The organism is Pseudomonas sp. P105, from assembly GCF_032614175.1.
GTDB classification, from domain to species: domain Bacteria; phylum Pseudomonadota; class Gammaproteobacteria; order Pseudomonadales; family Pseudomonadaceae; genus Aquipseudomonas; species Aquipseudomonas rhizophila.
This window is the reverse complement of the sequence record NZ_CP126693.1, coordinates 4293726-4320633: the sequence shown is the minus strand read 5'-3', so window position 1 is coordinate 4320633 and position 26908 is coordinate 4293726. Positions and strand designations below refer to the sequence as shown.

Genomic DNA, 26908 nt, shown 5'->3' with positions numbered 1-26908 from the left:
TGTGGCGAGGGAGCTTGCTCCCGCTGGGCTGCGAAGCGGCCCCCAAACCAGCCCCCTCAAAAAAATCTGACCCACCGAGGTGCTGGCCATTGGGGCTGCTGCGCAGCCCAGCGGGAGCAAGCTCCCTCGCCACAGGTATCACTTGGCTTGAGAATTTTTGTGAGGTGTCAGCGCGGCACTGCGATGTCCAGGGCGCGGTTCGCCAGCAGCTCACTCAGCTCGACCATCTGCTGGATCCCCAGGGCGAAACTCCGTCGCGCGCCTTCCAGATCAAAGGCCAGTTCGTTGGCCATGACATTGACCGAGGAAAGGGTTTCGCTGAGGTTGGCCAACAGGCATTCCAGGTCCGCACCTTCCGCAACGGTGAACAACTGGCCCGGCGGTAGAGTGGGGTTTTCAGGTTTGGGGTCGAGGTAAAAGGCGAGGGCGCGGTCGGCGGCTTCGTTGAGTTTTTTGGAATCGTCTTCGGGGGGATTGGGGGTGATCTTGAACATGGTGCAGCTCCTGATTATTCAAAGGGCGCTGCCAGACATCACTTGCAGATGATGGGGTGGCAGCTATGCGCGGGTCTGCAAGACCGGGAAACCAGGAACCCGGCAGACCCGAAGGTCTCCCGCACACAGCCGCCATAAAACGAACACGAACGTGTCGATTGGCTTCGGCTATGCGCCTGGTATTCGGCGGGCTTGCAGACCCGATCACTGATGAGCAGTGACGGGGAACAAGTTATCGGCAGGGGACCAAGCGCACAAGCCGACGGATTCTGGCGCAGTTGTAGGCAATGGCGCAAGGCAGCGTAGCCTTGCTCGGACGTCCTACATGGCCGGATAAACAGAACCTAAGCCGAACCCCCTTTAATGAAACGTGGAGAATTATCTGTGGCGAGGGAGCTTGCTCCCTCGCCACGGGTGTCACTTGGCTTGATAAGGCGGGCGAAGGTTTACATCACCCGCCAACCCCCACCCAGCGCCCTGTACAACGCCACGCTCGCCTGCACCCGCGCCAGCCTCAGTTGCACGTTCATGTCCTGGGCGTCGTACAGCGTGCGTTGGGTTTCCAGTACGGTGAGCAGGTCTTCGGCGCCGGCCTGATAACGGCTCTGGGCGATGTCGAAGGCGCTCTGGGCCTGGTGCAGTTCTTCGCTTTGCCATTGTCGCTGCTGGTCGAGCCCGTGGATGCCGTTCAGGGCTTTTTCGACGTCGGCGAAGCCGTTGATGATGGCGGCGCGGTAGAGCTCCAGCAGTTCTTCCTGGCGCGCGGTGGCTCGGTCGCGTTCGGCGCTCAGGCGGCCGTTGTTGAAGATCGGCGCGGCCAAACCTGCGGTGAGGTTGTAGACGTTGTTGCGCAGCAACTGCTCGGCAATGTCGGCGCCGGTGGCGAGGCTCAGGCCCAGGGTCACGGACGGCAACATCGCCGCGCGGGCTACGCTGATGTCGGCCTGGGCGGCGGCGAGGCGGGCTTCGGCGGCGGCGATGTCGGGGCGGCGACTGAGCAGGTCGCTGGGCACCCCGGCGTCGATGGCGGGCCAGTGCAATCGGTCGAAATTTTCATCGTCGAGTGTGACCGACTGCACCGGTTGCCCCAGCAGCGCCGCCAGGCTGATCAAGGCTTCCCGGGCCTGCTGCTGCACTTGAGGCAACCTGCGCTGTTGCGCCGCCACCAGGCTTTTTTGCTGGGACAACTCCAGGGCCGTGGCACTGCCGGCGTCGTAGCGGGTCTGCACCAGATCGAGTACACGTTGGGCGTTGTCCAGGTTCTGTTCGGCGATGCGCTGTTGCTCGCGCAGGGACAACGCCTGGGTGTAGCTGTTGGCGACGCCGCTGAGCAGGGTCAATTCCACGGTCGCCCGATCGAACTGGCTGGCTGACAGACTGCTCAGCGCGCTGTTCCGGGCCGCCCGTTTGCCGCCCCAGAAGTCCAGCTCATAGCTGGCGCTGAGGTGGGCGTCGTAGTAGTCGATGGTGCGGTTGTCCCGATTGACGTCCAGTTGGCTGTAACCCTTGCCCCGCAACAACTCTTGACGAGTGCCGTTGAGTCCGGCCGTGACCGCCGGCAGCAACGGCGCGCCGGCGATCACTGCGCTGGCCTGGGCCTGGCGCACCCGGGCCATGGCGGCAGCGAGGTCGTAACTTTCCCGGCGCGCCTGCTCGATCAAACGGTTCAATTGCGGACTACCAAAGTGCGTCCACCATTGCTGGTTATCGGTTCGAGCGGTGGCGGTGTCGAAACTTTGCCAGGCCGGTGGCGGCTGGATGCCGCTGTCCGGCGTCGGCGCGGGGGTGCCGCAGGCCGCCAGTAACAGGCCTGCGGCCAGGAGGGTCAGGTGCGCTTTCATAAGGTGAGGTTCATTCACTGGTGAGGGCCGCGACCGGGTCGAGGCGAGCCGCCTTGCGGGCCGGCATGAAACCGAAGACAACGCCGGTGACCAGGGCGCAGCCGAAAGCGCCGAACACCGCCAGCCATTCGAAGGCCACGGCGATCTTGCCTAGCAGCAACGCACCGCCCACCAGCAAGGCCAGGCCGATCCCGGCCAGCCCACCGACCACCGAGAGCATCACTGCTTCGGTGAGGAACTGGCGCAGGATGTCCCGCTGGCGCGCGCCGGTGGCCATGCGAATGCCGATCTCGCGGGTTCGCTCGCGCACGGTCATGAGCATGATGTTCATCACGCCGATGCCACCCACTAGCAGCGAAATCGCGGCAATGGCCCCGAGCATCAGCGACAGTGTGCCCTGGGTGCGCGCCTCGGCCTGGATCATCGCGGCGTTGTTGGTCAGTTCGAAATCCTGCTTGCCGTCATGCAGGCGCAACAGGGCGCGGGAGATGGCCTGTTCGGCCTCCCTGACCTTGCCCGCGTCCCGGGCGGCGATCACCACGTACTCGGGATGCCGGCTGCCGAACAAACGCACGCTGGCGGCGGAGTAGGGCACGGCGATGCGGTTGTCGGCGTCCGAATCCCCGGAGCTGGCACCTTTTTCCGCCAGCACGCCGACCACCTGAAAGGGCACGTTCTCAATCAGGATGTAGCGGCCGATGGGGTCGTCGACCTCCTTGAGCAGCTTGTGCCGGACCTTGTGACCGATCACCGCCACTGCCGCCGCGCTGCGTTCATCGGCATCGGTGAAGTAGCTGCCCTGGGCCACCGGCCAATTGAAGATGGTCGGGAAGTTCGTATCGTTGCCGCCGACGTAGCTGGTGTGGTCGAGGTTGCCGAAACGCACGCTGGCGTCGGCGCCGTTGACCGGCATGATGCGCTGCACCTCGGGCAGGGCGGCGAGGGCCGCCAGGTCGTGTTCGCTGATGATGCCCTTGGCGGCGCGCGGGGTGGGCGCGGTGCCGTTGAGGTAGATGATGTTGGAGCCGAAGGCGCCCATCTGGGCCATGACCTGGCGTTTGCTGCCTTCGCCCACGGCCAGCATCACCACCACCGAGGCCACGCCGATGACAATGCCCAGCAGCGTCAGGGCGGTGCGGAAGCGGTTGATCCACATCACCCGCCACGCCGCTTGCACGGCGTCGAGCAGTTCGCCTTTCCATGCACCGTTGTGTTCGCTGCCGGCGCTCAGGCGCTGGCGCAGGTCCACCGCTTGCAGTGCCTTCGGATTGGCTTGCACGTTGTGCGGCAAAGCGCCGGCGCTGTCGCTGATGATCAGCCCGTCGCGAATCTCAATGATGCGCTTGGCCCGCGCCGCCACCTCGCGGTCGTGGGTGATCAGGATCACCACATGACCCTGGCTCGCCAGTTCATCGAGCAACGCCATGACCTCGATGCCGCTCTGGCTGTCGAGGGCGCCGGTGGGTTCGTCGGCGAGGATGATGTGGCCGCCGTTCATCAATGCCCGGGCAATCGACACCCGTTGCTGCTGGCCGCCGGACAGTTGATGAGGGCGATTGCCGGTGCGGCTGGCCAGACCCAGGCGTTCGAGCAGGGCGCTGGCCCGGGCGTGGCGTTCGGCGGCCGAAGTACCGGCGTAGATGGCCGGCATCTCGACGTTTTCCTGGGCAGTGCCGGACGGGATCAGGTGATAGCCCTGGAACACGAAGCCGAAGGCTTCGCGCCGCAGCCAGGCCAGTTCGTCACTGCCCAGGCCGGCGACGTCTTCGCCGGCAAACCAGTAATCGCCGCTGGTGGGGCGGTCGAGGCAGCCGAGGATGTTCATCAAGGTGGACTTGCCGGAGCCGGACGCTCCGACAATCGCCAGGAATTCCCCGGCGTGAATGGACAAGTCGATGCCGCGCAGTACCTCCACCCGAGGGCTGTCGCCACCGCCGTAAACCTTGCGAATGTCCCGCAGTTCGATCAGGGGCGCGTCCATTCAGCCTCCACTGCCGACGGCCGGACCGATCAGCACCCGGTCGCCTTCGCTCAGGCCGTCGAGAATTTCGGTACGCAGCCGATCGCTGACGCCGGTGCGAACAGTGCGCGGCTGGACATCGCCATTGTCGACCACCACCTGCACTTGCCTGGCGTTGGCCTGCAACGCAGCGCTGGGCACGGTCAGGACATCGCGTGCCTGGGCGGCAACAAAAAACACCTGGGCGGTCATTTCCGTCATCAGGGCGCGGTCGGCGTTATCCACATCCAGCAACACGGTATAGAGCACCACCCGTTCGCTGCCACTGCGCCCGCCCGTGAGGCTGCCGCCCTGGCTCGCTTCCAGCGGGCGCGGCGGCACCGGCAGGATCTGGCGCACGGTGCTGCTCCAGCGGCGGGCGCCGCCGGCCAGGGTGGTGAAGTAGGCGGTCATGCCCGGTTTGACGTGGCCGATGTCCGCTTCCGAAACTTCGGCCCAGACCGTCATTGGCGACAGGCGTGCGATGCGCAGAATCAACGGGGTTTGCTGCTGGGCGTTAAGAGTCTGGCCTTCCCGGGCACCGACGGCGACCACGGTGCCGCTCATGGGCGCGAAAATGCGCGTGTAACCCAGCTCGGCCTCGTCACTGCGCAGGTTGGCCTGGGCCTGGCGGATCTGGGCCTGGAACATGTCGATGCGCGCCTGGGTCGCCCGCACTTCGGCCTGGGCAGTCTGCACGTCTTCCTCGCGGGTGGCGCCGCCGGCCTTGAGTTGCTGCTGGCGGCGGAATTTCTGCTGGGCCAGATCGTGCTGGGCTCGTTGTTCCTGGAGCTGGGCCTTGAGGTTTTCAATGGAGAAGCGTCCGGCGTCCAGCTTGGCCTTTTGTGTGGAGGGATCGATCTCAACCAGCAATTGGCCTTCGCGAACTTCGTCGCCGGCTTCTACATGAATCTTGCGGATCTGCCCGGACGCCTGGGCGCCGACGTCCACGTAACGCCGCGGTTGCAGGGTGCCCAGGGCGGTGACGCTGTTTTCGATATCGCCACGGGTGACGGGGGCGGTAATAAGCGATTCACGGCTCGGGGCCACCGCTTGCCAGGCGGCAAAGGCCACGGCTGGAAGCAGGGCGAAGGTTAAAAGCCAGGCGCGTCGGGTAGGGCGGGGACGTTTCATGCAGGGTTCCGGCCGGTGGTGTCGGGCCCGTTCCATGAGGGGCAGGGACGGGAGGCTGTCTTGGTAAACGAGCGCTTCGGACGGGAATTTACTGTGTGAAACACTTGGTAGCAGGTTGGAAAAATCAGTTGAAGCGCCACTGCCCCCCTGTGGCGAGGGAGCTTGCTCCCGCTGGGGCGCGAAGCGGCCCTAAAACCTGCGTCCCGGTTATGTCAGATTCAATGGTGTCGCCGGCCTTGGGCCTGCTGCGCAGTCCAGCGGGAGCAAGCTCCCTCGCCACAAAAGCAATACCTGGTGCCAGTAGAAATGAACGAATCAGCCTTGATACAAACCAAAGCTTTAAATCTATATGAGAATTACTATAAATTACGCGATGAAATCTGCCACTATCGTGCCATTGCCGATTTCAGGCACGCCGATCTGGCACAGGGATAGCTGTCGCAGCCATTGCGCAGGGGAGTCATGTTGGAAAACTACTATCGCGAGCTGGTGTGTTTCCTGAACGCCAGGCTAGGCAACCGCCAGGCGGCCGAGGATGTGGTGCATGACGCCTATGTGCGGGTACTTGAGCGCGCCAGTGACACGCCCATCGAGCAGCCCCGGGCGTTCCTGTACCGCACCGCGCTGAACCTGGTGATCGACGGGCATCGGCGCAATACCCTGCGCCAGGTCGAATCCCTGGAGGTGCTGGACAGCGAAGAGCGTTTCTTCACGCCATCGCCCCATACCAGCCTAGACCACGGTCAACGCCTGGACATGCTCCAGCGCGCCCTGGCCGAATTGCCACCGCTGTGCCGGGAGAGTTTCCTGCTGCGCAAGCTCGAAGGCCTGTCCCACCCGCAAATCGCCGAACGCCTGGGCATTTCCCGGGCGCTGGTGGAAAAGCACATCGTCAACGCCATGAAGCATTGCCGCACTCGTATGCGGCAGTGGGACGCGCATTAATCCGTCCACGCCGGTCGCATCGCGGTAAATTTTTTTTCACTGTCCTCGTTCCTCTCAACAGACGACTTGCCGGCTTGCCAAAGATCGGTCGGGTCACCCCAGGCTTTTCGCGCCCTGTTGAGGGGCCCTCCAGAGGACACTGGACATGACACAGGCAATTGCTTCGCCCAACGTTCACGACTTGATCGGTATCGGCTTCGGCCCCTCGAACCTGGCGCTGGCCATCGCGCTGCAGGAGCGGGGCCCGGTCCAGGGCGAACTGGATGTGCTGTTCCTCGACAAGCAGGCTGACTACCGCTGGCATGGCAATACCCTGGTGACCCAGAGCGAGTTGCAGATTTCCTTCCTCAAGGACCTGGTAACCCTGCGCAACCCCACCAGCCCGTATTCGTTCGTCAATTACCTCAAGCATCACGGCCGCCTGGTGGACTTCATCAACCTTGGCACGTTCTACCCGTGCCGCATGGAGTACAACGACTACCTGCGCTGGGTGGCCGGGCAGTTCACCGGGCAGAGCCGCTACGGCGAAGAAGTGCTGCGCATCGAGCCGGTGTTGCACAACCAGCAGGTCGACGCCTTGCGGGTGATTTCCCGCGACAGCCAGGGCGAAGAGCTCGTGCGCAGCGCCCGCTCGGTGGTGGTCAGTGCTGGCGGTACGCCGCGTATCCCCGACGCGTTCACCGCCTTCAAGGAGGATGCTCGGGTGTTCCACCATTCCCAGTACCTGGAGCGCATGGCGACTCAGCCGTGCGTGAACGGCCAGCCCATGACCATCGCCATCATCGGCGGCGGGCAGAGCGCGGCGGAAGCCTTCATCGACCTCAACGACAGTTTTCCTTCGGTGCAGGTCGACATGATCCTGCGCGGCTCGGCCCTCAAGCCTGCCGATGACAGCCCGTTCGTCAACGAGGTGTTCTCCCCGGAATTCACCGATCTGGTGTTCCAGCAGCCCCACAGCGAACGCGAACGGCTGGTCAACGAGTACCACAACACCAACTATTCGGTGGTGGACATCGACCTGATCGAACGCATCTACGGGATTTTCTATCGCCAGAAAGTCTCGGGCGTCGCCCGTCATGCCTTCCGTACCCTCACCACGGTGGAGAAAGCCACGGCCACCGATGCCGGCGTGGAGCTGGCGGTGCGCAACAACGCCACCGGCGAGTTGAGCGTGCGCCGTTATGACGCGGTGGTGCTGGCCACCGGTTACGAACGGCAGATGCACCGCACATTGCTGGCGCCACTTGAGCAATACCTGGGGAATTTCGAGGTAGATCGCAACTACAAATTGATCACCGACGAGCGCTGCAAAGCGGCGATCTACATGCAGGGCTTCTGCCAGGCCAGCCACGGCCTGAGCGATACCTTGTTGTCGATCCTGCCGGTACGCGCCGATGAGATCGCTGGTTCGCTGTACGAGCACAGCAAACATCGCGGACAGAGCCGTTCGGTGCGCGACCTGAAGCTGGCCACGGCGTAAGCAATCGGCAGTCTCGCCAGGAAATTCTTCAGAAACTTCCTACACTCACCTCACGTGTCCTGTCTTTCAGGCAGGCGCGTTGACGGTTCGCTGTTCCCTCGCTTTGGCAGTCTGAACCCATCAGCCGGTCTCCCTGACTTGACGTGAAGTCGGGGGTGTTCCGGGCCGACTACGCCAAACGAAACAACCTGAGTCAAATGACGCTGTTCTTACGCACAGGCCTGGTGGCGCTGTTGCTGGGCTTATCAAGTGTGACGCCGCAGGTTGGCGCGGCACCTGAGTCGCTGCAAGTGCTCGGGCGCTCCAGTGTGAGCGACTATTCGGTGTCCCTGGGGGAGGCCGACTGGAACTGGCTACGCGGCAAGGGAACGTTGCTGTTGGGGGCCTCGGCGCCGGATTACGCACCGTTCGGTATCACCAGCAATGGCCGCGACTATGAAGGCCTCACCGCGGACTATGCCCAGTTGCTGGGGCAGATGTTGCACGTTGATGTGCGGGTGCAGCGTTACGCGTCACGGGAGGCATCGCTCCAGGCGCTGCGCAGCGGTGAGATCGATATGCTCGGCACGGCCAACGGCTTCGAAGCCAGCGACCCGGCGTTGGCGATGTCCCAGGCCTATGCCGATGACCTGCCCACCCTGGTGGCCCGCGTCGCGGATAGCCAGGACTTGCCCGCGGACCTGGCGGGCATGCGCGTGGCGATGCTGTATCACTATTTGCCCACCGAGACAGTCAAGGCGTTTTATCCGGATGCGGCCTTGCAGTTATACCCCTCGACCTTGAGCGCTATCGGCGCTGTGGCGTTTGGGCAGGCCGACGTTTACCTGGGGGATTCGATCAGCTCCAATTACCTGATCAGCAAGAACTACCTGAACAACGTCCAACTGGCTGATTTCTCACGCATGGAAGTACAGCCGTTCGCCTTTGCGGTCAGCCGCGAGAACGCACGCCTGCTGCGCATTATCAATGCCGCGCTACAAGCTATCCCCGCCAGTGAACGCATGAGCATCCTGCGGCGCTGGAGCGCTGGCGGTGCGAGCATACCCGGTCAGCAACCCCTGCATTTCAGCGTCAAGGAACAGCGTTGGCTGAATGCACATCCGCGGATCACAGTGGCCGTCAACCAGAACTTCCCGCCACTCACGTTTATCGATGAACAAGGCCATTTGCGCGGTATCAGCGCCGATGTGCTGGCCCGGATCAGCCTGCGCACCGGCCTGAAGTTCGATATCCAGCGGGGTAACTCGCTTCATGATGTGATCGGGCGCGTCAGAAGCGGTCGGGCCGACGTACTGGCCGCCGCTCCACCGAGCACCGAGCTTGAGGGGGCGTTGCGTTTTACCCGGCCCTACCTGAGCAATCCGTTCGTGCTGGTGGCACCCTTGAGGGGCAAGGTCCCGTTGACGTTGGACCAGATGGAGGGCAAACGCCTGGCGCTGATCCGGGGCAATGTGCTGCGTGAGTATCTGCTGGAACAGTTTCCCCGGGTGCACCTGGTGCCGGCTGAAAACGCGGCGGATGCGATGTCCATGGTCGCCGCCGGCACAGTGGACGGCGCGGTCAATTCGCTGATCAGTGCCCGCTATATGATTTCCCGCCAGTACCGCGGCAAACTGCAAATCACCAGCACCGTGGGAACGTTTCCGGAGAGCGTGGCCCTGGCGACTCATCGTGATGCGCCGGAGCTGCATTCGATCCTGGACAAGGCGCTGCTGAGCATTTCTCCCGAAGAAATGGACGAGCTGACCAATCGTTGGCGCAGTGAAGTGGTGATCGACGACAACTACTGGTTGCGCAACCGCACCACCATCGTCCAGGGGTTCGCCATCGCCGCGCTGCTGTTGCTGCTGGCATTGGGGTGGGTCGTTTACCTGCGGCGTCTGCTGGAACAGCTGCGCGTGGCCAAGCAAAGCGCCGATGATGCCAACCGGGCCAAGACCACTTTCCTGGCGACCATGAGCCATGAAATCCGCACCCCCATGAACGCGGTGATCGGCATGCTGGAGCTGGCCCTGAAAAAAGCTGACCAGGGTGTCATGGACCGGTTCGCCATCGAAGTCGCGTCGGGCGCCGCTCGCGGCATGCTCGACTTGATCGGTGACATCCTCGACATTGCCCGCATCGAGTCAGGCAGGTTGTCGCTGACCCCGCAGCGGGCCAACCTGCGGGAACTGATCGAGTCGGTGGCACGGATCTTTGAAGGCCTGGCCTGGCAGAAACAACTGCACTTACAGCTTGAACTCGACGCCGCGATCAACCGCGACGTATTGATTGATCCGTTGCGTTTCAAGCAGATCGTGTCGAACCTGCTGAGCAACGCCATCAAGTTCACCGACCAGGGGCAGGTGCGCTTGAGTGTGCGAGCCGCACCGGGCGATGACGCGCAGTGCCTGCCGATCCGCCTGCGCGTCGAAGACACCGGCTGTGGTATTTCGGCCGAGGATCAGCGCCGCCTGTTCAGCCCCTTTACCCAGGCCAGCAACAACACCCAGTCGGCCCGCAGCGGCTCCGGGTTGGGGCTGGTGATCAGCCGCACGCTCTGCGAAATGATGGGCGGCACCCTGACGTTGAGCAGCGTGCCGGGGGAGGGCACGCAGATTGAAGTTCTGCTGAGCTTGCCGGCGCTCGATGCCTTGGCTCAAGCGCCGTCGTCTGAAGTCGAGGCGCTGGCACCGGTGCGGGCGCTGAACATTCTGGTGGTGGACGACTACCCGGCCAACCGTCTGCTGCTGTCCCAGCAACTGAGCTATCTGGGCCATCGCGTCCGGGAAGCCGACGACGGTGTCCAGGGGGTGCGCGCCTGGCGTGCTGAACGATTCGATGTCGTCATTACCGATTGCAACATGCCGTTGATGAGCGGCTACGAACTGGCCCGGGCCATTCGCGAGGCGGAGCGGGCCGAGGGTTTGTCGCCGGGGGTGATCCTGGGTTTCACGGCCAATGCCCAGCCCGAGGAAAAGGCCCGCTGTGTCGAGGCCGGCATGGACGATTGCCTGTTCAAACCCATCAGCCTCAAGGAACTGAACACCTGCCTGGCTTCGGTCACGCAGGATTGCGCCGCAGTGCCCGATGAGCGGGTGCCTGCGCCGACCACCGGCGACATCGACTTGAGCAGCCTTGAACTATTGAGCGCAGGTGACACGGGCTCAATCAAAAAACTGCTAGTGGAAATGGTCAACAGCAATGCCGAAGACCTGGCGCAATTGATGCGTCTGCTCGCCCGACAAGACCTGCCAGGGCTGGCGGATCTGGCGCACCGGGTCAAGGGTGGCGCGCTGATGATCAGGGCCCAGCGCCTGATTGCCGCTTGCGAAGCCCTGGAAAGTGCCTGCCGTGGCGGCGACCGGTCGTTGCTCGCCGCCGCGGTGGATGACGTGCGCCAAGCCATGGAGCACCTGACTGAACGACTGGAGGCCTATGTGGCGGGGGAGCTTGCTCCCGCTGGGGCGCGAAGTGGTCCCCGCGGGTCTTCTCATGGATAAGCGAGCCGCGTAGTCATCCCGAAGCTACATGCGAAGTACCTTTTTCCTCCCTTTTTTGGGATTCGTCCTACAGCGCCTCTCAAAAGCTTCCTCTAGCCTGACGCCCCTTAACGATTGGGATGCCTGTCATGCCGAACAAAGCATTACGTATCATGATTGCCGACACGCAACATGCTCATCGAATGAGGCTTGAGCACCTGTTCAATCAACAGGGTTATTTTCGGATCGCCCCCGTGAGTGGCCTGCAGGAGCTGTTGACGCTGGTGGAATACGGCAGCGAGCCGTTCGACCTGGTCGTGGTCAATGCCGGCTTGGCCAACGGCGCGCTGAACCTGCACGATTTCATTCTCGATAACCCCCAGCTTCGTCACGCGATGATTTACAACACACCACAGGTCGGCCTGTCCTCGGCGGCGGTCGCGCGGCGGCCGGGCATGCACTTGAGCCCGGCCCAGTTGCCTGACCTTGCGTCACTGGCAAGTCTGATGGAGCGGATTGATCCCCAGGCCAGCGAGTTGACGCGACCCTGGCTTCGCCCCCTCAGGCAAGGTCACGCAGGATGAAGCTGCACCGTTGGTCGGCACTGTCAGACCTGACAGGTGGCATGGCCCGGCGCCTGTGCAACAGTCCGAAGCAGTCATGGCATCGGCGCCGTTTGCATTTACGTGGGGAGTTGCCTTGAAAGACGTATTGATCGTGGATGACCACCCTGTCATACGAGGGGCATTGCGGCTCATTTGCCAGAACGAGGGGTTTACCGGAGTCAGGGACGCGAGCGGTGTCGCCGACGCCAGGGCGTTGATCAAGGAAAAGGCCCCAGACCTGGTGATTCTGGACCTGGTGATGAACGGATTCGATGGCATGGATCTGTTGGTCTGGATCATGACCCAGTTCCCAGAGTGCGGGGTGCTGGTATTCACTTCCCAGGACGCGCAGCACTTCTGCAACCGCTGCATCTCGGCCGGAGCCAGGGGCTTTGTGACCAAGAAAAGCGACCTGAAAGAACTGATCAAGGCCATTCATGCGCTGAAATCCGGCTACTCCTATTTCCCTCAAATGCCAGTCAGGCTGGATTTTCAACAACGCACTGAACAGCAGACCCTGGAAAGTCTCTCGACCCGCGAGCTATCCATTCTGCGAATGCTGGCCATGGGAATGCGCGGCAAGGACATCGCCGAGGCCTTGTTCCTGAGTCCGAAAACCGTCAGCACCTACAAGACCCGTCTGCTGGAAAAACTCGGACTCAAGACGCTGGTGGGTCTGTCGGATTTCGCCAAGCGCAATCATTTGTGATCCCTGTGTGCGGGCTCATTGCAGCCCCGTGCGATGGCATATCAGTGAAGTTGGGGGTCGATCGTTCTCTCTATAGAACGCTAAGACTGATTTTTGCAGTCTAGTGCGGCTGCGTTCGTGGTTTTAATCTGTGTCCATCGAATCGCAACGTCTGATTCGCAACACGATTGGAGCCACCGCATGAAAAACATCATCGGCGTCTACACCAGCCCCCGAGCCCATTGGGTCGGTGACGGCTTCCCGGTTCGCACGCTGTTTTCCTACGACAACCTGGGCAAGCACATCAGCCCGTTCCTGCTGCTGGACCACGCCGCTCCCACGCAATTCGAACCCACCGCCGAGCGTCGCGGTGTTGGCCAGCACCCTCATCGCGGTTTCGAAACCGTGACCATCGTCTACCAGGGCGAACTGGAACACCGGGATTCCACTGGCAGCGGCGGCAAGATCGGCCCTGGCGACGTGCAATGGATGACGGCCGCTTCCGGGATCATTCATGAAGAGTTCCACTCCGAGGACTTCGCCCGGCAAGGCGGGTTCATGGAGATGGTTCAGCTGTGGGTCAACCTGCCCGCCAAGGACAAAATGGCCCCGGCCGGCTACCAGACAATCCTCAAGAGCGACATTCCGAGCATCGACCTGAAGGACAACGCTGGCAGCCTGCGCTTGATTGCCGGCCGCTTCGAGGGGCAGCAAGGCCCGGCGAAAACCTTCACGCCCATCGATGTCTGGGACATGCGCTTGAATGCCGGGAAAGACCTGACCCTCGACGTACACGATGGCCACAACACCGCACTGGTGGTGCTGCGTGGCATGGTTCAGGTCAACGGTCGCGAGCGGGTCGAGGCCGGGCAACTGGCGTTGTTCGACCGGGCCGGCGAGCAGTTGCACCTGCACGCCAATCACGACGCGGTGGTGTTGCTGCTCAGCGGCGAGCCCATCGACGAACCCATCGTCGGTCATGGCCCGTTCGTGATGAACAGCGAGCAGGAAATTCACCAGGCCTTCAACGATTTCCACTCCGGTCGTTTTGGCGCGATGGACGACTGACCAGAGACAAGTCCTGTGGGAGCGAGCCTGCTCGCGATAGCGGTCTGACAGTCGATGCATCATTGACGGATACGCCGCAATCGCGAGCAGGCTCGCTCCCACATGAGTTTCTGCGGTGCTCTCTACGCCGTGTTCAATTTGTGCCAATCTTCGCCCCATGACCTTCCTGGAGCTGTCGCGATGCTGTCTCTGATCTCCGATCACCCACTGCTGAGTGCCTTGGTGCTGTTGGTGCTCGACATTCTGCTGTGGCGGCTGGTCAGCGCTGATCGGACTTATTGGAAGATCGGCGGGCGGCTGCTGATTTTTTCGTTGTTCAGCGCGCTGCTGTTCAACGAAGGCCTCAACCCCCTGCAACCGGCGCAGTGGGTTGACGACGTGCCACGCCACTTGGCGGCCACCGGTTTACAAATTGCCTGGTGGCTGTTCGCTGCGCGGACCCTGACGGTGATGATCGGCGCGGTGATGATGCAACGGGTGGGTCATACCGGGCGGCTCTTGCAGGATTTGATCGGCGCGGTGATCTTCCTGATCGCCGTCATCGCTGCCCTGGCGTATGTGCTGGACTTGCCGGTCAAGGGCGTCCTGGCAACCTCCGGGGCGATGGCGATCATCGTCGGCCTGGCCTTGCAGAGTACCCTCAGCGACGTGTTCTCCGGGATCGTGCTCAACACCACCAAGCCCTATCAAGTCGATGACTGGATTTCCATCGATGGCACCGAAGGCCGGGTCACCGACATCGACTGGCGCGCCACGCGGTTGCAGACCGCCCAGGGCAGCATGGCGGTGATTCCCAACTCCTTGGCGGCCAAGGCCAAGATCGTCAACTTCAGCCGGCCCAGCGATGTCCACGGGTTATCCATCAGCATCCCGGTCAGCCCGCATGCACGGCCACAAACCGTGATCGATGCGCTGGAGCGGGCGATGATTGGTTGTCGTTCCCTGCTTGCCAGCCCGGCTCCCTGCGTGACACTCAAGAGCACCGGCAGCACCGGGGCGGAATATGAAATCAGCGGGTTCGTCGCGTCCATGGGCCAGAAGCGCGAGGTGCGCAATCAGTTGTTCGACCTGGCGTTCCGGCATTTGCAGGCATCGGGCGTAAGCCTGTTGTCCACTAGCGAAAGCGCGTCCACCAATGGCGTGTCGCGGCCCCGTGCGTTGCTGGAAAGCTCGAGCATTTTCTCCACCTTGCGCCAGGATGAGAAAGACACCTTCAGCCAGAACATGACCCTGCAGACCTTCCGCGCCGGCGACATGATCCTGCCGGCCGGGGAGGTCAGCGATCATTTGTTCATCATCGAGTCCGGTGTGGTCAGCGTGACCTTGTTTCGCAACGGCCAGCCGTTCGAGGCCGGACGCATGGGGCCGGGAGAGGTTATTGGCGAAGCCGGGATCGTTTCCGACCAGGCCGCGCTGGCGAACTTTTCCGCCAAGACCTTCTGCACCCTTTATCGCATCGAGAAGAGCTACCTCAAACCCTGCCTGGACGCTCGCCGCGACATCAATGACGCGATGAAGAACCTGCTGGACGTGCGCATGCACCTGGCCCAGAACCTGACCCGCGACGTTCCCAAACCGGTGGCCAAGAAGCGCTTCCTGCAATGGTTGCGCAGTCGGGCCTGAGCAAGTATCAAGGGCGTGCATTGGCCCCCCGAACTTCCCAATAATTGGCTATTTGTACCGCGCCACCGCGAGGCTAACGTAGCGCCACACCCAATTGTTCTGGAGTTCACCATGCAACCGCGTATCGATTTCTACACTGCCTCCCCTGAAGCTTTCAAAGCCATGCTGGCGTTCGAAACCGCTGTTTCGAAACTGGGCCTGGAAAAATCCCTGCTGGAACTGGTCAAGCTGCGTTCCTCGCAAATCAACGGTTGCGCCTTCTGCATCGACATGCACACCGCCGATGCCCGCAAGGACGGCGAGACGGAGCGTCGCCTGTATGCCGTGACCGCCTGGCGCGAAGCCCCGTTTTTCACCCCTCGCGAACGCGCCGCGCTGGCCTGGACCGAAGCGCTGACCCGCTTGAGCGACACCCATGCGCCAGACGCCGACTACGAACTGCTGAACCAGCATTTCACGCCCAAGGAAATGGTCGACCTGACCGTGGCAATCAACGCCATCAATGGCTGGAACCGCTTGGCGGTGGGCTTTCGCAAGATGCCTGAGGCGTAATCGAAAGCAGACACTACCTGTGGGAGTAAAGCTTGCTCGCGATAACGGTCAGACAGTTCATGCACCATCGACTGACACACCGCCATCGCGAGCAAGCTTTGCTCCCACATAGATTTAATGCTCGGCTTGAAAGCTTCGGACGACAGGCACTGCAATAGGTTTGCTTCGGCTTAATAGGAAGCATTACTATTCACGCCCCGTCCCTACAGCGCAGTGCGATGACCCCCAAGCCGCCCCGCAGACCTGGCTTTTTCGAGCATTACGAAGAGTTGATCGGCACCTGGACTCGTCGCCTGCGCAATCGCCAGCAGGCCGAGGACCTGGCTCACGATACTTTCGTGCGGGTGCTCGAGTCCGATTCGGCTGATGTCCAGCAGCCGCGGGCTTATTTGCACCAGACGGCGCGCAATATTGCGGTGGATGGCTATCGGCGCGAAGATCGGCGGGGCGCCATGGAGGAGGCGGCGCTCGATCACAGCCAGTCGCTTTCGGGCGACCCGGAGCACTACATGCACGCGATCCAGTTGGCAGACTCCATCGAAAGGGCACTGGCCGAGCTGCCGGCCAATTGCCGTACGGTGTTTGTCTGGCAGAAGATCGAAGGCTTGACCCAGGCGGAAATCGCCGAGCGCCTGGGCTTGTCAAAAAACATGGTGGAAAAGTATATGATCCGCACCCTGCGGCATCTGCGCGATCGTCTGGACGGGGCTGGCCAATGATCCGTCGTTATCTTCCACCTGAGCCACAGGACCTTCCATGATGGATAACCGTGAATGCCCGTGCGGGCAGAACCGGGTTCGCGACGAGGCGGCGCAATGGTTCGTACGCTTGCAAGCTCCCGTCATGGGTGTCGATGAGCGCCAGCGTTACGAGGCCTGGCTGGACGAGCATCCTAATCACCGCGACGAAATTCTACTTCTACAGGGGATCTGGAGCGCCACGGATCTGCTGCCCAAGGAACGTCTGCAAGCGTTGTGCGAACCACCCGCCAAACGTCCCCAGCGTCGACCGCTGCTGCGCTTCGCCGTGGCCGCCGGGCTGTTGGCGATGGCGGTCGGGCTGGGGTTGTTCAGCGGCTTGGGTGCTTCCAGCGATTACAGCGCTGAATTTGCCACGGCCCTGGGCGAGCGCCGGCACATCGCGCTGCCGGACGGTTCGGTGATCGACCTCAACAGCCGCAGCCGCGTGCGTGTTCAGTTCGCCCACCATCAACGGCGCGTGGAGCTGGCCGAAGGCGAGGCGTTGTTTCGCGTCGAGCATGACGCTGGCCGGCCGTTTACGGTGGAGGCGGGCAACGGCCGGGTGACGGTGACCGGAACGCGCTTCGATGTGCGCCGCGATGCCGACTCAACCCGGGTGGCGGTGGAGCAGGGCAGTGTCAAGGTTCAGGGGCGCGACGCGGCGCAGGCCGAGTTCGTCAGCCTCACGGCCGGCCTTGGCACCCGTATCGATGCGCAGGGCAAGGTCGCCGCACCTTATGGCATCAACGCCGATGAACTCACCGCTTGGCGCCACGGCAAACTGGTGTTCAACAACGCTCCCTTGAGCGAAGTCGTCCAGGAGGTTTCCCGTTATCGCGCTAAACCCCTGCGCGTCGGCAGCGCGGCGGTGGGCAACTTGCGCCTGACCAGCGTGTTTCGTGCCGATAACCCCGAGGCGCTGCTCAAGGCTTTGCCCAACATCCTGCCGGTGGCCGTGCGCACCCTGGATGACGGCAGCCAGGAAATAATTGCGCGGTAAATTCAGGTTTTTTTCGAGTTCTTCGTCTTCTTGTCCAACTGCAACTGGTTTGCATTAACAGACGCGTATTCTTGCGATTCAACAGGACAAGGTTCGACGTGAAAACCACCTTCAAAAACAACAACCGCGCCCCCGCCCGCTGGCTGCCGCTGGCCCTGACCCTGGCCGTCAGTGCCGCATTGCCCCAGGCCTTCGCCGATCAGGCGGCCACGTCCATTCACATCCAGGCGCAGCCGCTGGGCCAGGCCTTGAGCCAGCTCGGCCAGCAGACTTCTTTGCAGGTGTTCTTCAGCCCGGAGCTGGTGGCCGGCAAGCAAGCCCCGGCGGTGGACGGCAACTTGTCCCCAGAAGCGGCCCTGGGCCAACTGCTGCAAGGCAGCGGCCTGCAATACCAGATCAATGAAGGTTCGGTGACCGTGCTGCCGGCGCCCTCGGCGTCCACTGGCGGCCCGCTGGAACTGGGGGCCACCGACATCCAGGTGGTCGGTGACTGGCTCGGCGATGCCAATGCCGAAGTGGTGCAGAACCATGCCGGCGCGCGCACGGTAATCCGCCGCGAAGCGATGGTGGAGCAGGGGGCCATGAACGTCGGCGATGTGCTGCGGCGCGTGCCGGGGGTGCAGGTGCAGGATGCCAATGGCACCGGCGGCAGCGACATCTCCCTGAACGTCGGCGTGCGCGGTCTCACTTCGCGCCTGTCGCCCCGTTCCACGGTGCTGATCGACGGCGTGCCGGCGGCGTTTGCGCCTTATGGTCAGCCGCAACTGTCCATGGCGCCGATTTCTGCGGGCAACTTGGACAGCATCGACGTGGTGCGCGGCGCCGGGTCCGTGCGTTACGGGCCGCAGAACGTCGGCGGCGTGATCAACTTCGTGACCCGCGCGATTCCGGAAAAAGCCACCGGTGAAATCGGCACCACCCTGGAAACCTCCCAGCGCGGCGGCTGGAAGCACATCGACAGCGCTTTTCTCGGCGGCACGGCCGATAACGGCATGGGCGTTGCGCTCCTGTATTCGGGGGTCAACGGTAATGGCTATCGCCGCAGCAACAACGACAATGACATCGACGACGTCATCCTCAAGACCCATTGGGCGCCCACCGAGGTGGATGATTTCTCGCTGAACTTCCATTACTACGACGCCAAGGCTGACATGCCCGGCGGCCTGACCCAGGCGCAATACGACGCGGACCCGTATCAGTCCGACCGTGACTGGGACAACTTTGCCGGCCGGCGCAAGGACGTGTCGTTCAAGTGGATCCGCGAGATCAGCGAACGCACCCAGGCCGAAGTGCTGACCTATTATTCCGACAGCTACCGTGGCAGCACCATCGCCTCCCGGGACCAGCGCAACCTGGCGTCCTACCCGCGTACTTACTACACCTTCGGCATCGAACCGCGGGTGTCCCATGTGTTTGACCTGGGCTCGACCACCCAGGAAGCCAGCGTCGGTTATCGCTACCTCAAGGAAGGCATGCACGAAGAGGCCAGTCGCCTGGCGCTGCGCGATAACCAGCCGGTGGTGCGGCCGGGGTCCGATGGTCACGTCTATCAGGACCGCACTGGTGGCACCGAAGCCCATGCGGTCTACATCGATGACAAGATTGATGTCGGCAAGTGGACCATCACCCCGGGCATCCGTTTCGAACGCATCAGCACCCAATGGCACGACCGCCCGGTGCTCGACACCGACGGCAGTCCGGTACAGGAAAAACGCCGCAGCATCGACAGCAACGAACCGCTGCCGGCCTTGAGCGTGATGTATCACCTGTCCGATGCCTGGAAGCTGTTCGCCAACTACGAGACGTCGTTCGGCAGCCTGCAATATTTCCAGCTCGGCCAGGGCGGCGACGGCAACAACACCGCCAACGGCCTGAACCCGGAAAAAGCCAAGACCTACGAGATCGGTACCCGCTACAACGATGACGTGTGGGGCGGGGAAGTGACGCTGTTCTACATCGACTTCGACGACGAGTTGCAGTACATCAGCAACGATGTGGGCTGGACCAACATGGGCGCCACCAAGCACCAGGGCCTGGAAGCCTCGGTGCGCTACGACATGGCCGCGCTGGACCCACGCCTGGAAGGCCTGAGCGCCAATGCCGGTTTCACCTACACCCGCGCAACTTATGAAGGTGATATTCCAAGCTTCAAGGGCCGTGACCTGCCGTTCTACTCGCGTCAGGTGGCGAACCTGGGGTTGCGTTATGAGATCAATCGCTGGACTTACAACCTCGATGCCTTTGCCCAGTCTAAGCAACGCTCACCCGGCAACAGCGTGAACCCCGACGGCAGCTTCAGCGACGATTACATCACCGACGGCAGCGCCGATGGACGCTACGGTGACATGCCGGGTTACGTGCTCTGGAACGTGCGCGCTGGCTACGACTTCGGATCGCAACTATCGAACCTGAAGGTCGGCGCCGGGGTGAAGAACCTGTTCGACCATCAGTACTACACCCGCTCCAGCGACAACAACTCGGGCATCTACGTCGGCGCACCGCGTACGTTTTTTGTGCAGGCGAGTGTAGGGTTCTGATCGGGGATCAGGCACTTTCCGGTGCTTGAAACACTGGAACGCAGCCCTGTGGCTTTGAGCCCAACCCTGTGGCGAGGGAGCTTGCTCCCGCTGGGGCGCGAAGCGGCCCCCAAACCTGCTGAATGCGGTGCGTCAGACACACCGCGTCCACCGGTTTACGACTGCTTCGCAGCCGAGCGGGAGCAAGCTCCCTCGCCACAGGAGGCAGCGGCAGGCTTCAAACCTTCAACACTTTCCCACTGACCGCCACCGCCACCAACGACAGCGCGATCAACCCGAACGCAAAGCTCAGGCTGCTGCCATGGGCGACGAATCCGATCAGCGCCGGGCCTGCGAGGATGCCGGCGTAGCCGATGGTGGTGATGGCCGGTACGGCGATCGCTTCAGGCATCAGCGTCTGCTTGCCGACCGCGGTGTACAACACCGGCACGATGTTCGAACACCCGGCCCCGACCAACGCATACCCCAACAGCGCCGCCTGCCACATCGGTGCCAGGGTCGCCAGCAGGAACCCGGCCGCAGCGGTCGCGCCGCCGTAGATAATCACGCGTCTGGCGCCCAGGCGATGCACCACCGAATCCCCCGTCAGGCGGCCGACGGTCATGGTCAGCGCGAACGCGGCATAACCGAGCCCGGCATAGGCGGTTTCCACTCCACGCTCGGCCGTCAGAAATACCGCGCTCCAGTCCAGCACCGCGCCTTCGGCCAGGAATACGATGAAACACAAGATGCCGATAAACAGCACCACGCCGTGGGGAATGGCAAACGCCGGGCCCGAACTTTCACTGCCATAGGGCAGCAGATGCGGCGCCGCCTTGAACAGCGCCACCAGCAACAGTGCATTGACCACCAGCGTCGCCCCCAGGGGCGAAAGGCCGAGGCCGAGCAGCGCGCTCACACCGGCCGCGCCAATGATCCCGCCGAGGCTGAACATGCCGTGAAAACCCGACATCATGGTCTTGCCGCTGGCCCGCTCGACGATCACCGCCTGCAGGTTGACGGTCGAGTCCACGGTGCCGAGGCCGGCGCCAAACAAAAACAGGGCTGCCACCAGCCAGGGCAAAGACGTCATCGTTGCCAGCGCGGGCAAGGCCAGGCAGATCAGAATCGTGCCGCCACTGAGCACCCGCCGGCAGCCAAATCGCGCCGCCAGTGCGCCGGAAATCGGCATCGCCAGAATCGACCCCACCCCAAGGCACAACAACAGCAACCCAAGAGTGCCTTCGTCCAGGTTCGCCCGCACCTTGGCGTACGGCACCAGCGGCGCCCAGGCCGCGATCCCGACACCGGCGATGAGATAGGCAATGCGGGTGGACATCTGTTCCAGGCGTCCGGGGATGAAGGTTGGCGGTGGGGTAATGGCAGTCATGAAACGTCCTTAGTTTGGCGAGGCGATGGTGCGGGCGGGCCCTATGCTTGCACATCCACTGACCGCGCCGCGACCTCAAGGTGCCGAAGAGGTGTGTGGGTGGCAAGCACGCTTTGCCTGCACAGCCTTGGCCGGAATAAAGTACCGGCTTTCGCTGGCTGAATCCGGGTCTGGTCCATGACGCAGTTCTATGATGCACGGGGCAATATTTATGGCGTGGTCTCACCGCAGCAGGTCCGTGCCCAAGGCATTGACCTGCCGCCGACAGCCGCCCAGGCTGCCCAGGCCCGCCAGGCCTGGACCCGCGCCGCAGTGCAGGCCTTCTGTAGTTGGGCGCCGGGTCAGGCGCCGCCGGATGCCAAGGCCCATTGCAGCGATGGTCTGCTGATCGGCCCGTTCCAGAATGAGCCACCTTTTGACCTGTTGATCGTCAACACCGACGGGACCCTGGCCGAGCGCAGCGGCAATGGCCTGACGATTTTCTCCCAGGCGCTCAAAGAGCAAGGTTTGATGCCGAGCGACGGCGAATGTGTGCTACAGGTTCATCACGACAAACGTGAAGGCGTGTCACCGCTGCAAACGGCGGTCCGCGTAGCGGAGTTCGAAGGTCTCTCGGGTTTCTGGCTGGACTTGGGAAAACCACTTTTCGGCCCCGGCGCTGTCGCGGCTCAAGGCGTGCAAAGCGTGATCGTCAACCAGCGCGAAGTCAGCCGTGTGGCTGCGCTTCATGCTTTGAATCCGGCCTGGGGCAGCAGTCAGTTCGTGAACATTGGCAACCCGCACTGCGTGACCCTGGTGGACAGCGCCGAGACGTTGCCAAGTAACCCGCAAATGCGTTCCCCAGCGTTGGCGCAAAGCCTGACGCGCATTGCCTATGCGCCGCCCGGTGGGTCCGGGATTCCCTGCCCGGCGGGGGTGAATCTGCAGTGGGCTTGGCGCCAGGCCGAAGCAAGCATTGCCGCGCGGATTTTTGAACGAGGGGAAGGTCCCACCGCTTCTTCGGGCACCAGTGCCAGTGCGGTGGCGTGCGCCGCGTGGCGAGTGGGTTGGGTGAAGGCGGGGGCGGTGAGTGTGGTGATGCCGGGTGGCACTGCACCGATTCTGCTGGAGGAGCAGGCGGGTGAGCTGCTGCGGGTCAGGTTGTTTGGTGTTGCGCGGTCTGTGTCATAGACGATCTGCGCCGCAGCCAATGACGCCATCGCGAGCAGGCTCGCTCCCACATTCGATCTTCAGCGGGCACAAAAATGCGCGTACGGCGCCGCTCCACTGTGGGAGCGAGCCTGCTCGCGATGACGCAGGCACATCCAGCATCAATGCAACTGAACCACCGCTATCGCGATGACCTCAGCCTGGCTGAACCGCAAACTCCACCATCGGCATCTGCCGCTTCATCAGCACTTCGCCATTGCGAATGGAGTAAAGCGGTAGGCCCTGGCTACGGATCACTTCGTAGTCACTGTCGGCCGAGAGGATCAGCAGATTCGCCGGGCGCCCGGTTTCCAGGCCGTAGCGCTCGCCCAGGGCCATGGCCTTGGCGCTGTTATCAGTGACCAGGTCCAGGGCGCTTTGCAGGTTGCGGTAACCCAGCATGTGGCAGATGTGCAGGCCAGCTTCCAGCACCCGCAGGATATTGCCGTTGCCCAGGGGGTACCACGGGTCGACGATGGAGTCCTGGCCGAAGCACACGTTCATCCCCGCTTCGAGCAATTCGTTGACTCGGGTGACGCCGCGGCGTTTAGGGAAGTTATCGAAACGTCCTTGCAGGTGGATGCTTTCGGTGGGGCAGGAAACGAAGCTGATGCCCGAGTGCCCGAGCAGGCGAAACAGCTTGGCGCAGTAGGCATTGTCATAGGAGCCCATGGCCGTGGTGTGGCTGGCGGTGACGCGGGCGCCCATGTCGCGGCTGCGGGCTTCTTCGGCCAGCACTTCGAGAAAGCGCGAGTGCGGGTCGTCGGTCTCGTCGCAATGCACGTCCACCAGGCAACCGGTGCGCTCGGCCAGGTCCATCAGGAATTTCACCGAGCTTACGCCTTGATCCCGGGTGTACTCGAAATGCGGAATGCCGCCCACCACATCGGCACCCATTCGAATTGCTTCCTCCATCAGTTCGCGGCCGTTGCGGTAGGACTCGATGCCTTCCTGGGGAAACGCGACGATCTGCAGGTCGATCAGGTGACGACTTTCCTCACGCACTTCAAGCATGGCTTTGAGGGCGGTGAGGTCAGGATCGGTGACATCGACATGGGTGCGCACATGCTGGATGCCATGGGCGGCCAATGCCTGGATGGTTTTTTTGGCGCGGGTCTTGGTGTCTTCCTGGGTGATGGTGGCCTTGCGCTCGCCCCAGCACTCGATGCCCTCGAACAGCGTCCCGCTCATGTTCCAGCGGGGTTCGCCGGCGGTGAGGGTGGCATCCAGATGAATGTGCGGTTCGACGAACGGCGGCACCACCAGATTACCGCCGGCGTCGAGGTCTTGCGGGCCGAGGCTCGGGGCTTCGGTCTGGCGTGCAATGCTGGCGATCAGGCCGTTTTCCAGGTGCAGTTCATGCAAGCCTTCGCGGTTGCGCAGGCGGGCGTTGATGATGTGCATCAAGCGAGTCCTTCTCAAAGATCTTGGAGGGGGGTATCGGTGGCGCGAATTCCCAATAGGCCGATCAATATCACATACGTTAGCGCGCCGGTGGCGATTCCTACCAGTGGCGCAACCCAAGGCGAAGTGAACGCCGCGAGGGTGCCTGCGCCGTACGCAAACAGCCCCGGCCAGTTGAAGGCCGGCAGCTGCGCTTGGGCCAGACGCGGATAGCGGCCGCGCCAGCGGAAGAAGAAATCGGCCATGATCACTCCGCCAATCGGCGGGATCACCGTGCCCAGCAAAATCAGGTAAGGCACCAGCAGATCGTACATGCCCAGCAGGGCCAGCAGTGTGCCGATCGCCGCGCCGCCCAGGGTCACGGTTTTGCGCCGACGGGTGCGCAGCAGGTTGCAGCCGGCCACGGCAAAGTTATAGATGGTGTTGTCCTGGGTGCTCCAGATGTTGAGCAGCAGCATTGCCATCGCCGCCATGGCGAAGCCTTGCAACAGCAGAACTTCCACTACGTCCGGCTGCTGATAGACGATGGCTCCGTAGGCGCCGATCAATACCATCAGGCCGTTGCCGATGAAAAAGCCGATCAGGCTTGCCAGCACCGCGATCTTCGCCGAGCGGGAAAACCGCGTCCAGTTGGTCGCCTGGGTGGCACCGCTCACGAACGTGCCGAACACCAGCGTGATGGCGGTGGACCAATCGAGGCTGCCCGTCGGCACCACCGCCAGCAACCCATCCAGGCCACCGACCTTTACCGTCGCGACCCACATCGACAACATCAGCAACAACATCATGGCTGGCACGGCGATGTACGACAGGATCTCCAGCCCGCGATAACCGATGTAGGCGGTGACGCAGAACCCCAGGCCGAACAGCACCATCAGCCCCAGCACGGTGCCTTCGTTCAAATGAAAATACTTGCCCAGCACCACCGCCGCCGTCGCCGTGCCCCAGGCGTACCAGCCGATCTGGGTGAAACCCAGGATCAAGTCGCTGAGCTTGCTGCCCACCTCACCGAAACAGAAGCGACCCATCAGCACCGAATTGAGCCCGCTCTTGAAGGCGATATAACCCAGGCCGGCGGCGTACAGGCCCAACAGCAGATTGCCGATCACGATGACCGTGAGCATTTCGGCAAAACCGAACGCTACCCCCAGCTTGCCACCGGCAAACATCGTGGCGGTGAAAAAGGTGAAGCCCAGCAGCACCATGGCCGTGGAGGCCAGGCCCTTGCGGGCATCCATCGGGACTTCGCTCAAGGGATAGTCGTTGCCCGGATCGTTTTGAGTCATGTGGAGGTCCTTGCGCAGGAGGAAGATGTCGCAAGCGTGCAGCGCCCGTGCCAAGCGAGTGATCGCGAGGTTATTTATAGCCAATCCGTGGGATTGGGTGAGTGAAGAGAACGAAAGCGGTGCGGCGGTGGTTCAAGTTGGAACACAGTTTCCACTGCGTATGCGGTTTCTTCAGGTGGGAGAGTGCAGCGCTAGAAACCGCAACACTGCCGCGACGATGGCCTCCGGCGCGTCTTCCTGGACCAAATGCCCGGCATTGGGAACGGGATGAAACTGTGCGCCCGGTATCATCCGTTGCAACGCACGACCGCGTTCGATGGGGATCCACTGATCGTCTTCTCCCCAAAGGATCTGCGTCGGGCAGCGCACGGTTGCATACAGCGGTTCGACCTCGCGGGTATAGCGTTCGTCCATCTGCGCGATCTGCCGATAGAGCGCGGCCTGGCCGGTCTCGCCAAGCCAGGGCTGCACGTACGGCGCCAGTTCTTCATCTGGGATCTGCCTGTTGATCGCACCCCGGATATAGGTCGGTACGATGGCCCGCTGAATGTAATCGGGCAGGCCGCTGAACGCCGCTTCGTACTGGCGCACATGCTGGACAAAAGGCGAACCCCAGGGCGACAGTGCCACCGGATCGATCAGGGTCAGGCTGCGGTAGTGCTTGCCGTTGAGCAAGTGAGCGCGCAGGGCGGTTGCGCCGCCAAAATCGTGGGCCACCACGTCCGGGCAATCCAGGCCCCAGTGGTCCAGCAACTGTGCGAGCAACTGGTTTTGCACACCGAGGGAAACATCTGCGTCCGGTTGTGCGGATTGGCCGTAACCCAACAGGTCAAAGTAATGCACCTTGTGAGTGGCAAAGAACAGCGGGGCGATTCGGTGCCACACGTAGGAAGAGAAGGGCGTGCCGTGGACAAACACCAGCGGCGGGCCGTCGCCGTGGACGGCGTAACGGATGCGGTGTCCGTTGAAGTTGTATTCGTGATCCAGGGGCCAGTGGCTCATGGTCGCGTCCTCTTGGCATGTTCGAGCCAAAAAGCATAGACACAAAAAAAGCCAATGCCACAGGTCCCTGTGGCCCGGTTACTCGCCGCGGTAGATGCAACCGCTGGTGCAGGTCTCATGGATGCGAATGGCACTGAGTTCCGGCAACAATGGCTTCAACTGTTCCCAGATCCACTTGGCCAGGACTTCGCTGGTGGGGTTTTCCAGGCCGGGAATGTCGTTGAGGTAGTTGTGATCCAGGCGCTCGTAGAGCGGCTTGAAGATCGCCTTGATCTCCGAGAAGTCCCGAATCCAGCCGGTGTGCGGGTCGATGTCGCCGCTCAGGTGAATCGCCACTTTGAACGAGTGGCCGTGCAGGCGGCCGCACTTGTGACCGTCTGGCACGTGGGGCAGGCGGTGGGCGGATTCGAAGGTGAATTCTTTGAAAATTTCCACAGGTTCAGGCTCTTTAAGGTAGCGGTCGCGAGGCAGGCGGCGGAGTTTATCAGTTTG

General features: G+C 62.4%; 21 protein-coding genes. 12 read left to right on the top strand and 9 right to left on the bottom strand.

Annotation, left to right across the window (positions count from 1 at the left end):
- Window positions 1–167: 167 nt before the first annotated feature.
- The 4 genes from QOM08_RS19370 to QOM08_RS19355 form a co-directional block, all read right to left on the bottom strand.
- Window positions 168–494, bottom strand: coding sequence for a DUF6124 family protein (locus QOM08_RS19370; RefSeq protein WP_188251379.1), 327 nt, complete (start codon window positions 492–494; stop codon window positions 168–170).
- Between the two features lie 446 nt (window positions 495–940).
- Window positions 941–2335, bottom strand: coding sequence for an efflux transporter outer membrane subunit (locus tag QOM08_RS19365; RefSeq protein ID WP_316912006.1), 1395 nt, complete (start codon window positions 2333–2335; stop codon window positions 941–943).
- A gap of 10 nt (window positions 2336–2345) precedes the next feature.
- Window positions 2346–4316, bottom strand: a complete 1971-nt coding sequence (locus QOM08_RS19360; RefSeq protein ID WP_173406736.1) for a MacB family efflux pump subunit — start codon at window positions 4314–4316, stop codon at window positions 2346–2348.
- On the bottom strand, window positions 4317–5468 hold the full coding sequence (locus tag QOM08_RS19355; RefSeq protein WP_288913681.1) for an efflux RND transporter periplasmic adaptor subunit: 1152 nt from the start codon (window positions 5466–5468) through the stop codon (window positions 4317–4319).
- 462 nt (window positions 5469–5930) lie between these two features.
- Here QOM08_RS19355 and QOM08_RS19350 point away from each other — a divergent pair, with 462 nt between their 5' ends.
- The 11 genes from QOM08_RS19350 (at window position 5931) to QOM08_RS19300 (ending at window position 20167) form a co-directional block, all read left to right on the top strand.
- Window positions 5931–6413 carry a sigma-70 family RNA polymerase sigma factor gene (locus QOM08_RS19350; RefSeq protein ID WP_173406737.1) on the top strand — a complete coding sequence of 161 codons (483 nt, stop codon included), beginning with the start codon at window positions 5931–5933 and terminating at the stop codon, window positions 6411–6413.
- A 145-nt stretch (window positions 6414–6558) separates the two neighbouring features.
- Window positions 6559–7893 carry a lysine N(6)-hydroxylase/L-ornithine N(5)-oxygenase family protein gene (locus tag QOM08_RS19345; RefSeq protein ID WP_107322217.1) on the top strand — a complete coding sequence of 445 codons (1335 nt, stop codon included), beginning with the start codon at window positions 6559–6561 and terminating at the stop codon, window positions 7891–7893.
- A 197-nt stretch (window positions 7894–8090) separates the two neighbouring features.
- A complete protein-coding gene (locus QOM08_RS19340) occupies window positions 8091–11375 on the top strand; it encodes a transporter substrate-binding domain-containing protein (protein WP_316912005.1) in 3285 nt (1094 codons plus the stop codon).
- Between the two features lie 128 nt (window positions 11376–11503).
- The gene (locus QOM08_RS19335; RefSeq protein WP_047229284.1) at window positions 11504–11938 is read left to right on the top strand and encodes a chemotaxis protein CheY; all 435 of its coding nucleotides are present in this window, start codon (window positions 11504–11506) and stop codon (window positions 11936–11938) included.
- 115 nt (window positions 11939–12053) lie between these two features.
- Complete coding sequence (locus QOM08_RS19330) at window positions 12054–12668, top strand: response regulator transcription factor (protein ID WP_047229283.1); 615 nt, start codon at window positions 12054–12056, stop codon at window positions 12666–12668.
- Between the two features lie 180 nt (window positions 12669–12848).
- Window positions 12849–13715: a pirin family protein gene (locus QOM08_RS19325; RefSeq protein ID WP_316912004.1), complete on the top strand. Its 867-nt coding sequence runs from the start codon at window positions 12849–12851 to the stop codon at window positions 13713–13715.
- A gap of 180 nt (window positions 13716–13895) precedes the next feature.
- Window positions 13896–15338 (top strand): mechanosensitive ion channel family protein, encoded by a 1443-nt coding sequence (locus tag QOM08_RS19320; RefSeq protein WP_047229281.1) that lies wholly within the window; start codon window positions 13896–13898, stop codon window positions 15336–15338.
- A gap of 111 nt (window positions 15339–15449) precedes the next feature.
- The gene (locus QOM08_RS19315) at window positions 15450–15890 is read left to right on the top strand and encodes a carboxymuconolactone decarboxylase family protein (protein ID WP_047229280.1); all 441 of its coding nucleotides are present in this window, start codon (window positions 15450–15452) and stop codon (window positions 15888–15890) included.
- A gap of 218 nt (window positions 15891–16108) precedes the next feature.
- On the top strand, window positions 16109–16609 hold the full coding sequence (locus tag QOM08_RS19310; protein ID WP_107322221.1) for a sigma-70 family RNA polymerase sigma factor: 501 nt from the start codon (window positions 16109–16111) through the stop codon (window positions 16607–16609).
- Window positions 16610–16646: 37 nt separating this feature from the next.
- The gene (locus QOM08_RS19305) at window positions 16647–17630 is read left to right on the top strand and encodes a FecR family protein (RefSeq protein ID WP_160891263.1); all 984 of its coding nucleotides are present in this window, start codon (window positions 16647–16649) and stop codon (window positions 17628–17630) included.
- A 98-nt stretch (window positions 17631–17728) separates the two neighbouring features.
- Window positions 17729–20167 carry a TonB-dependent siderophore receptor gene (locus QOM08_RS19300; RefSeq protein ID WP_047229275.1) on the top strand — a complete coding sequence of 813 codons (2439 nt, stop codon included), beginning with the start codon at window positions 17729–17731 and terminating at the stop codon, window positions 20165–20167.
- A gap of 217 nt (window positions 20168–20384) precedes the next feature.
- Here QOM08_RS19300 and QOM08_RS19295 read toward each other — a convergent pair whose 3' ends face one another.
- The gene (locus QOM08_RS19295) at window positions 20385–21536 is read right to left on the bottom strand and encodes an MFS transporter (protein ID WP_047229274.1); all 1152 of its coding nucleotides are present in this window, start codon (window positions 21534–21536) and stop codon (window positions 20385–20387) included.
- 177 nt (window positions 21537–21713) lie between these two features.
- Here QOM08_RS19295 and QOM08_RS19290 point away from each other — a divergent pair, with 177 nt between their 5' ends.
- Window positions 21714–22706 (top strand): diaminopimelate epimerase, encoded by a 993-nt coding sequence (locus QOM08_RS19290; protein ID WP_316912003.1) that lies wholly within the window; start codon window positions 21714–21716, stop codon window positions 22704–22706.
- 174 nt (window positions 22707–22880) lie between these two features.
- On the opposite strand, the gene codA is transcribed toward QOM08_RS19290, so the two are convergent.
- From codA to queD, 4 genes are all read right to left on the bottom strand, one after another.
- Window positions 22881–24128 carry a cytosine deaminase gene (codA, locus tag QOM08_RS19285; protein WP_107322224.1) on the bottom strand — a complete coding sequence of 416 codons (1248 nt, stop codon included), beginning with the start codon at window positions 24126–24128 and terminating at the stop codon, window positions 22881–22883.
- 14 nt (window positions 24129–24142) lie between these two features.
- Complete coding sequence (gene codB, locus QOM08_RS19280; protein WP_316912002.1) at window positions 24143–25414, bottom strand: cytosine permease; 1272 nt, start codon at window positions 25412–25414, stop codon at window positions 24143–24145.
- Between the two features lie 171 nt (window positions 25415–25585).
- Window positions 25586–26416, bottom strand: a complete 831-nt coding sequence (locus QOM08_RS19275) for an alpha/beta hydrolase (RefSeq protein WP_316912001.1) — start codon at window positions 26414–26416, stop codon at window positions 25586–25588.
- Window positions 26417–26494: 78 nt separating this feature from the next.
- Window positions 26495–26851, bottom strand: a complete 357-nt coding sequence (gene queD, locus QOM08_RS19270) for a 6-carboxytetrahydropterin synthase QueD (RefSeq protein ID WP_047229269.1) — start codon at window positions 26849–26851, stop codon at window positions 26495–26497.
- Between the last annotated feature and the right edge of the window lie 57 nt (window positions 26852–26908).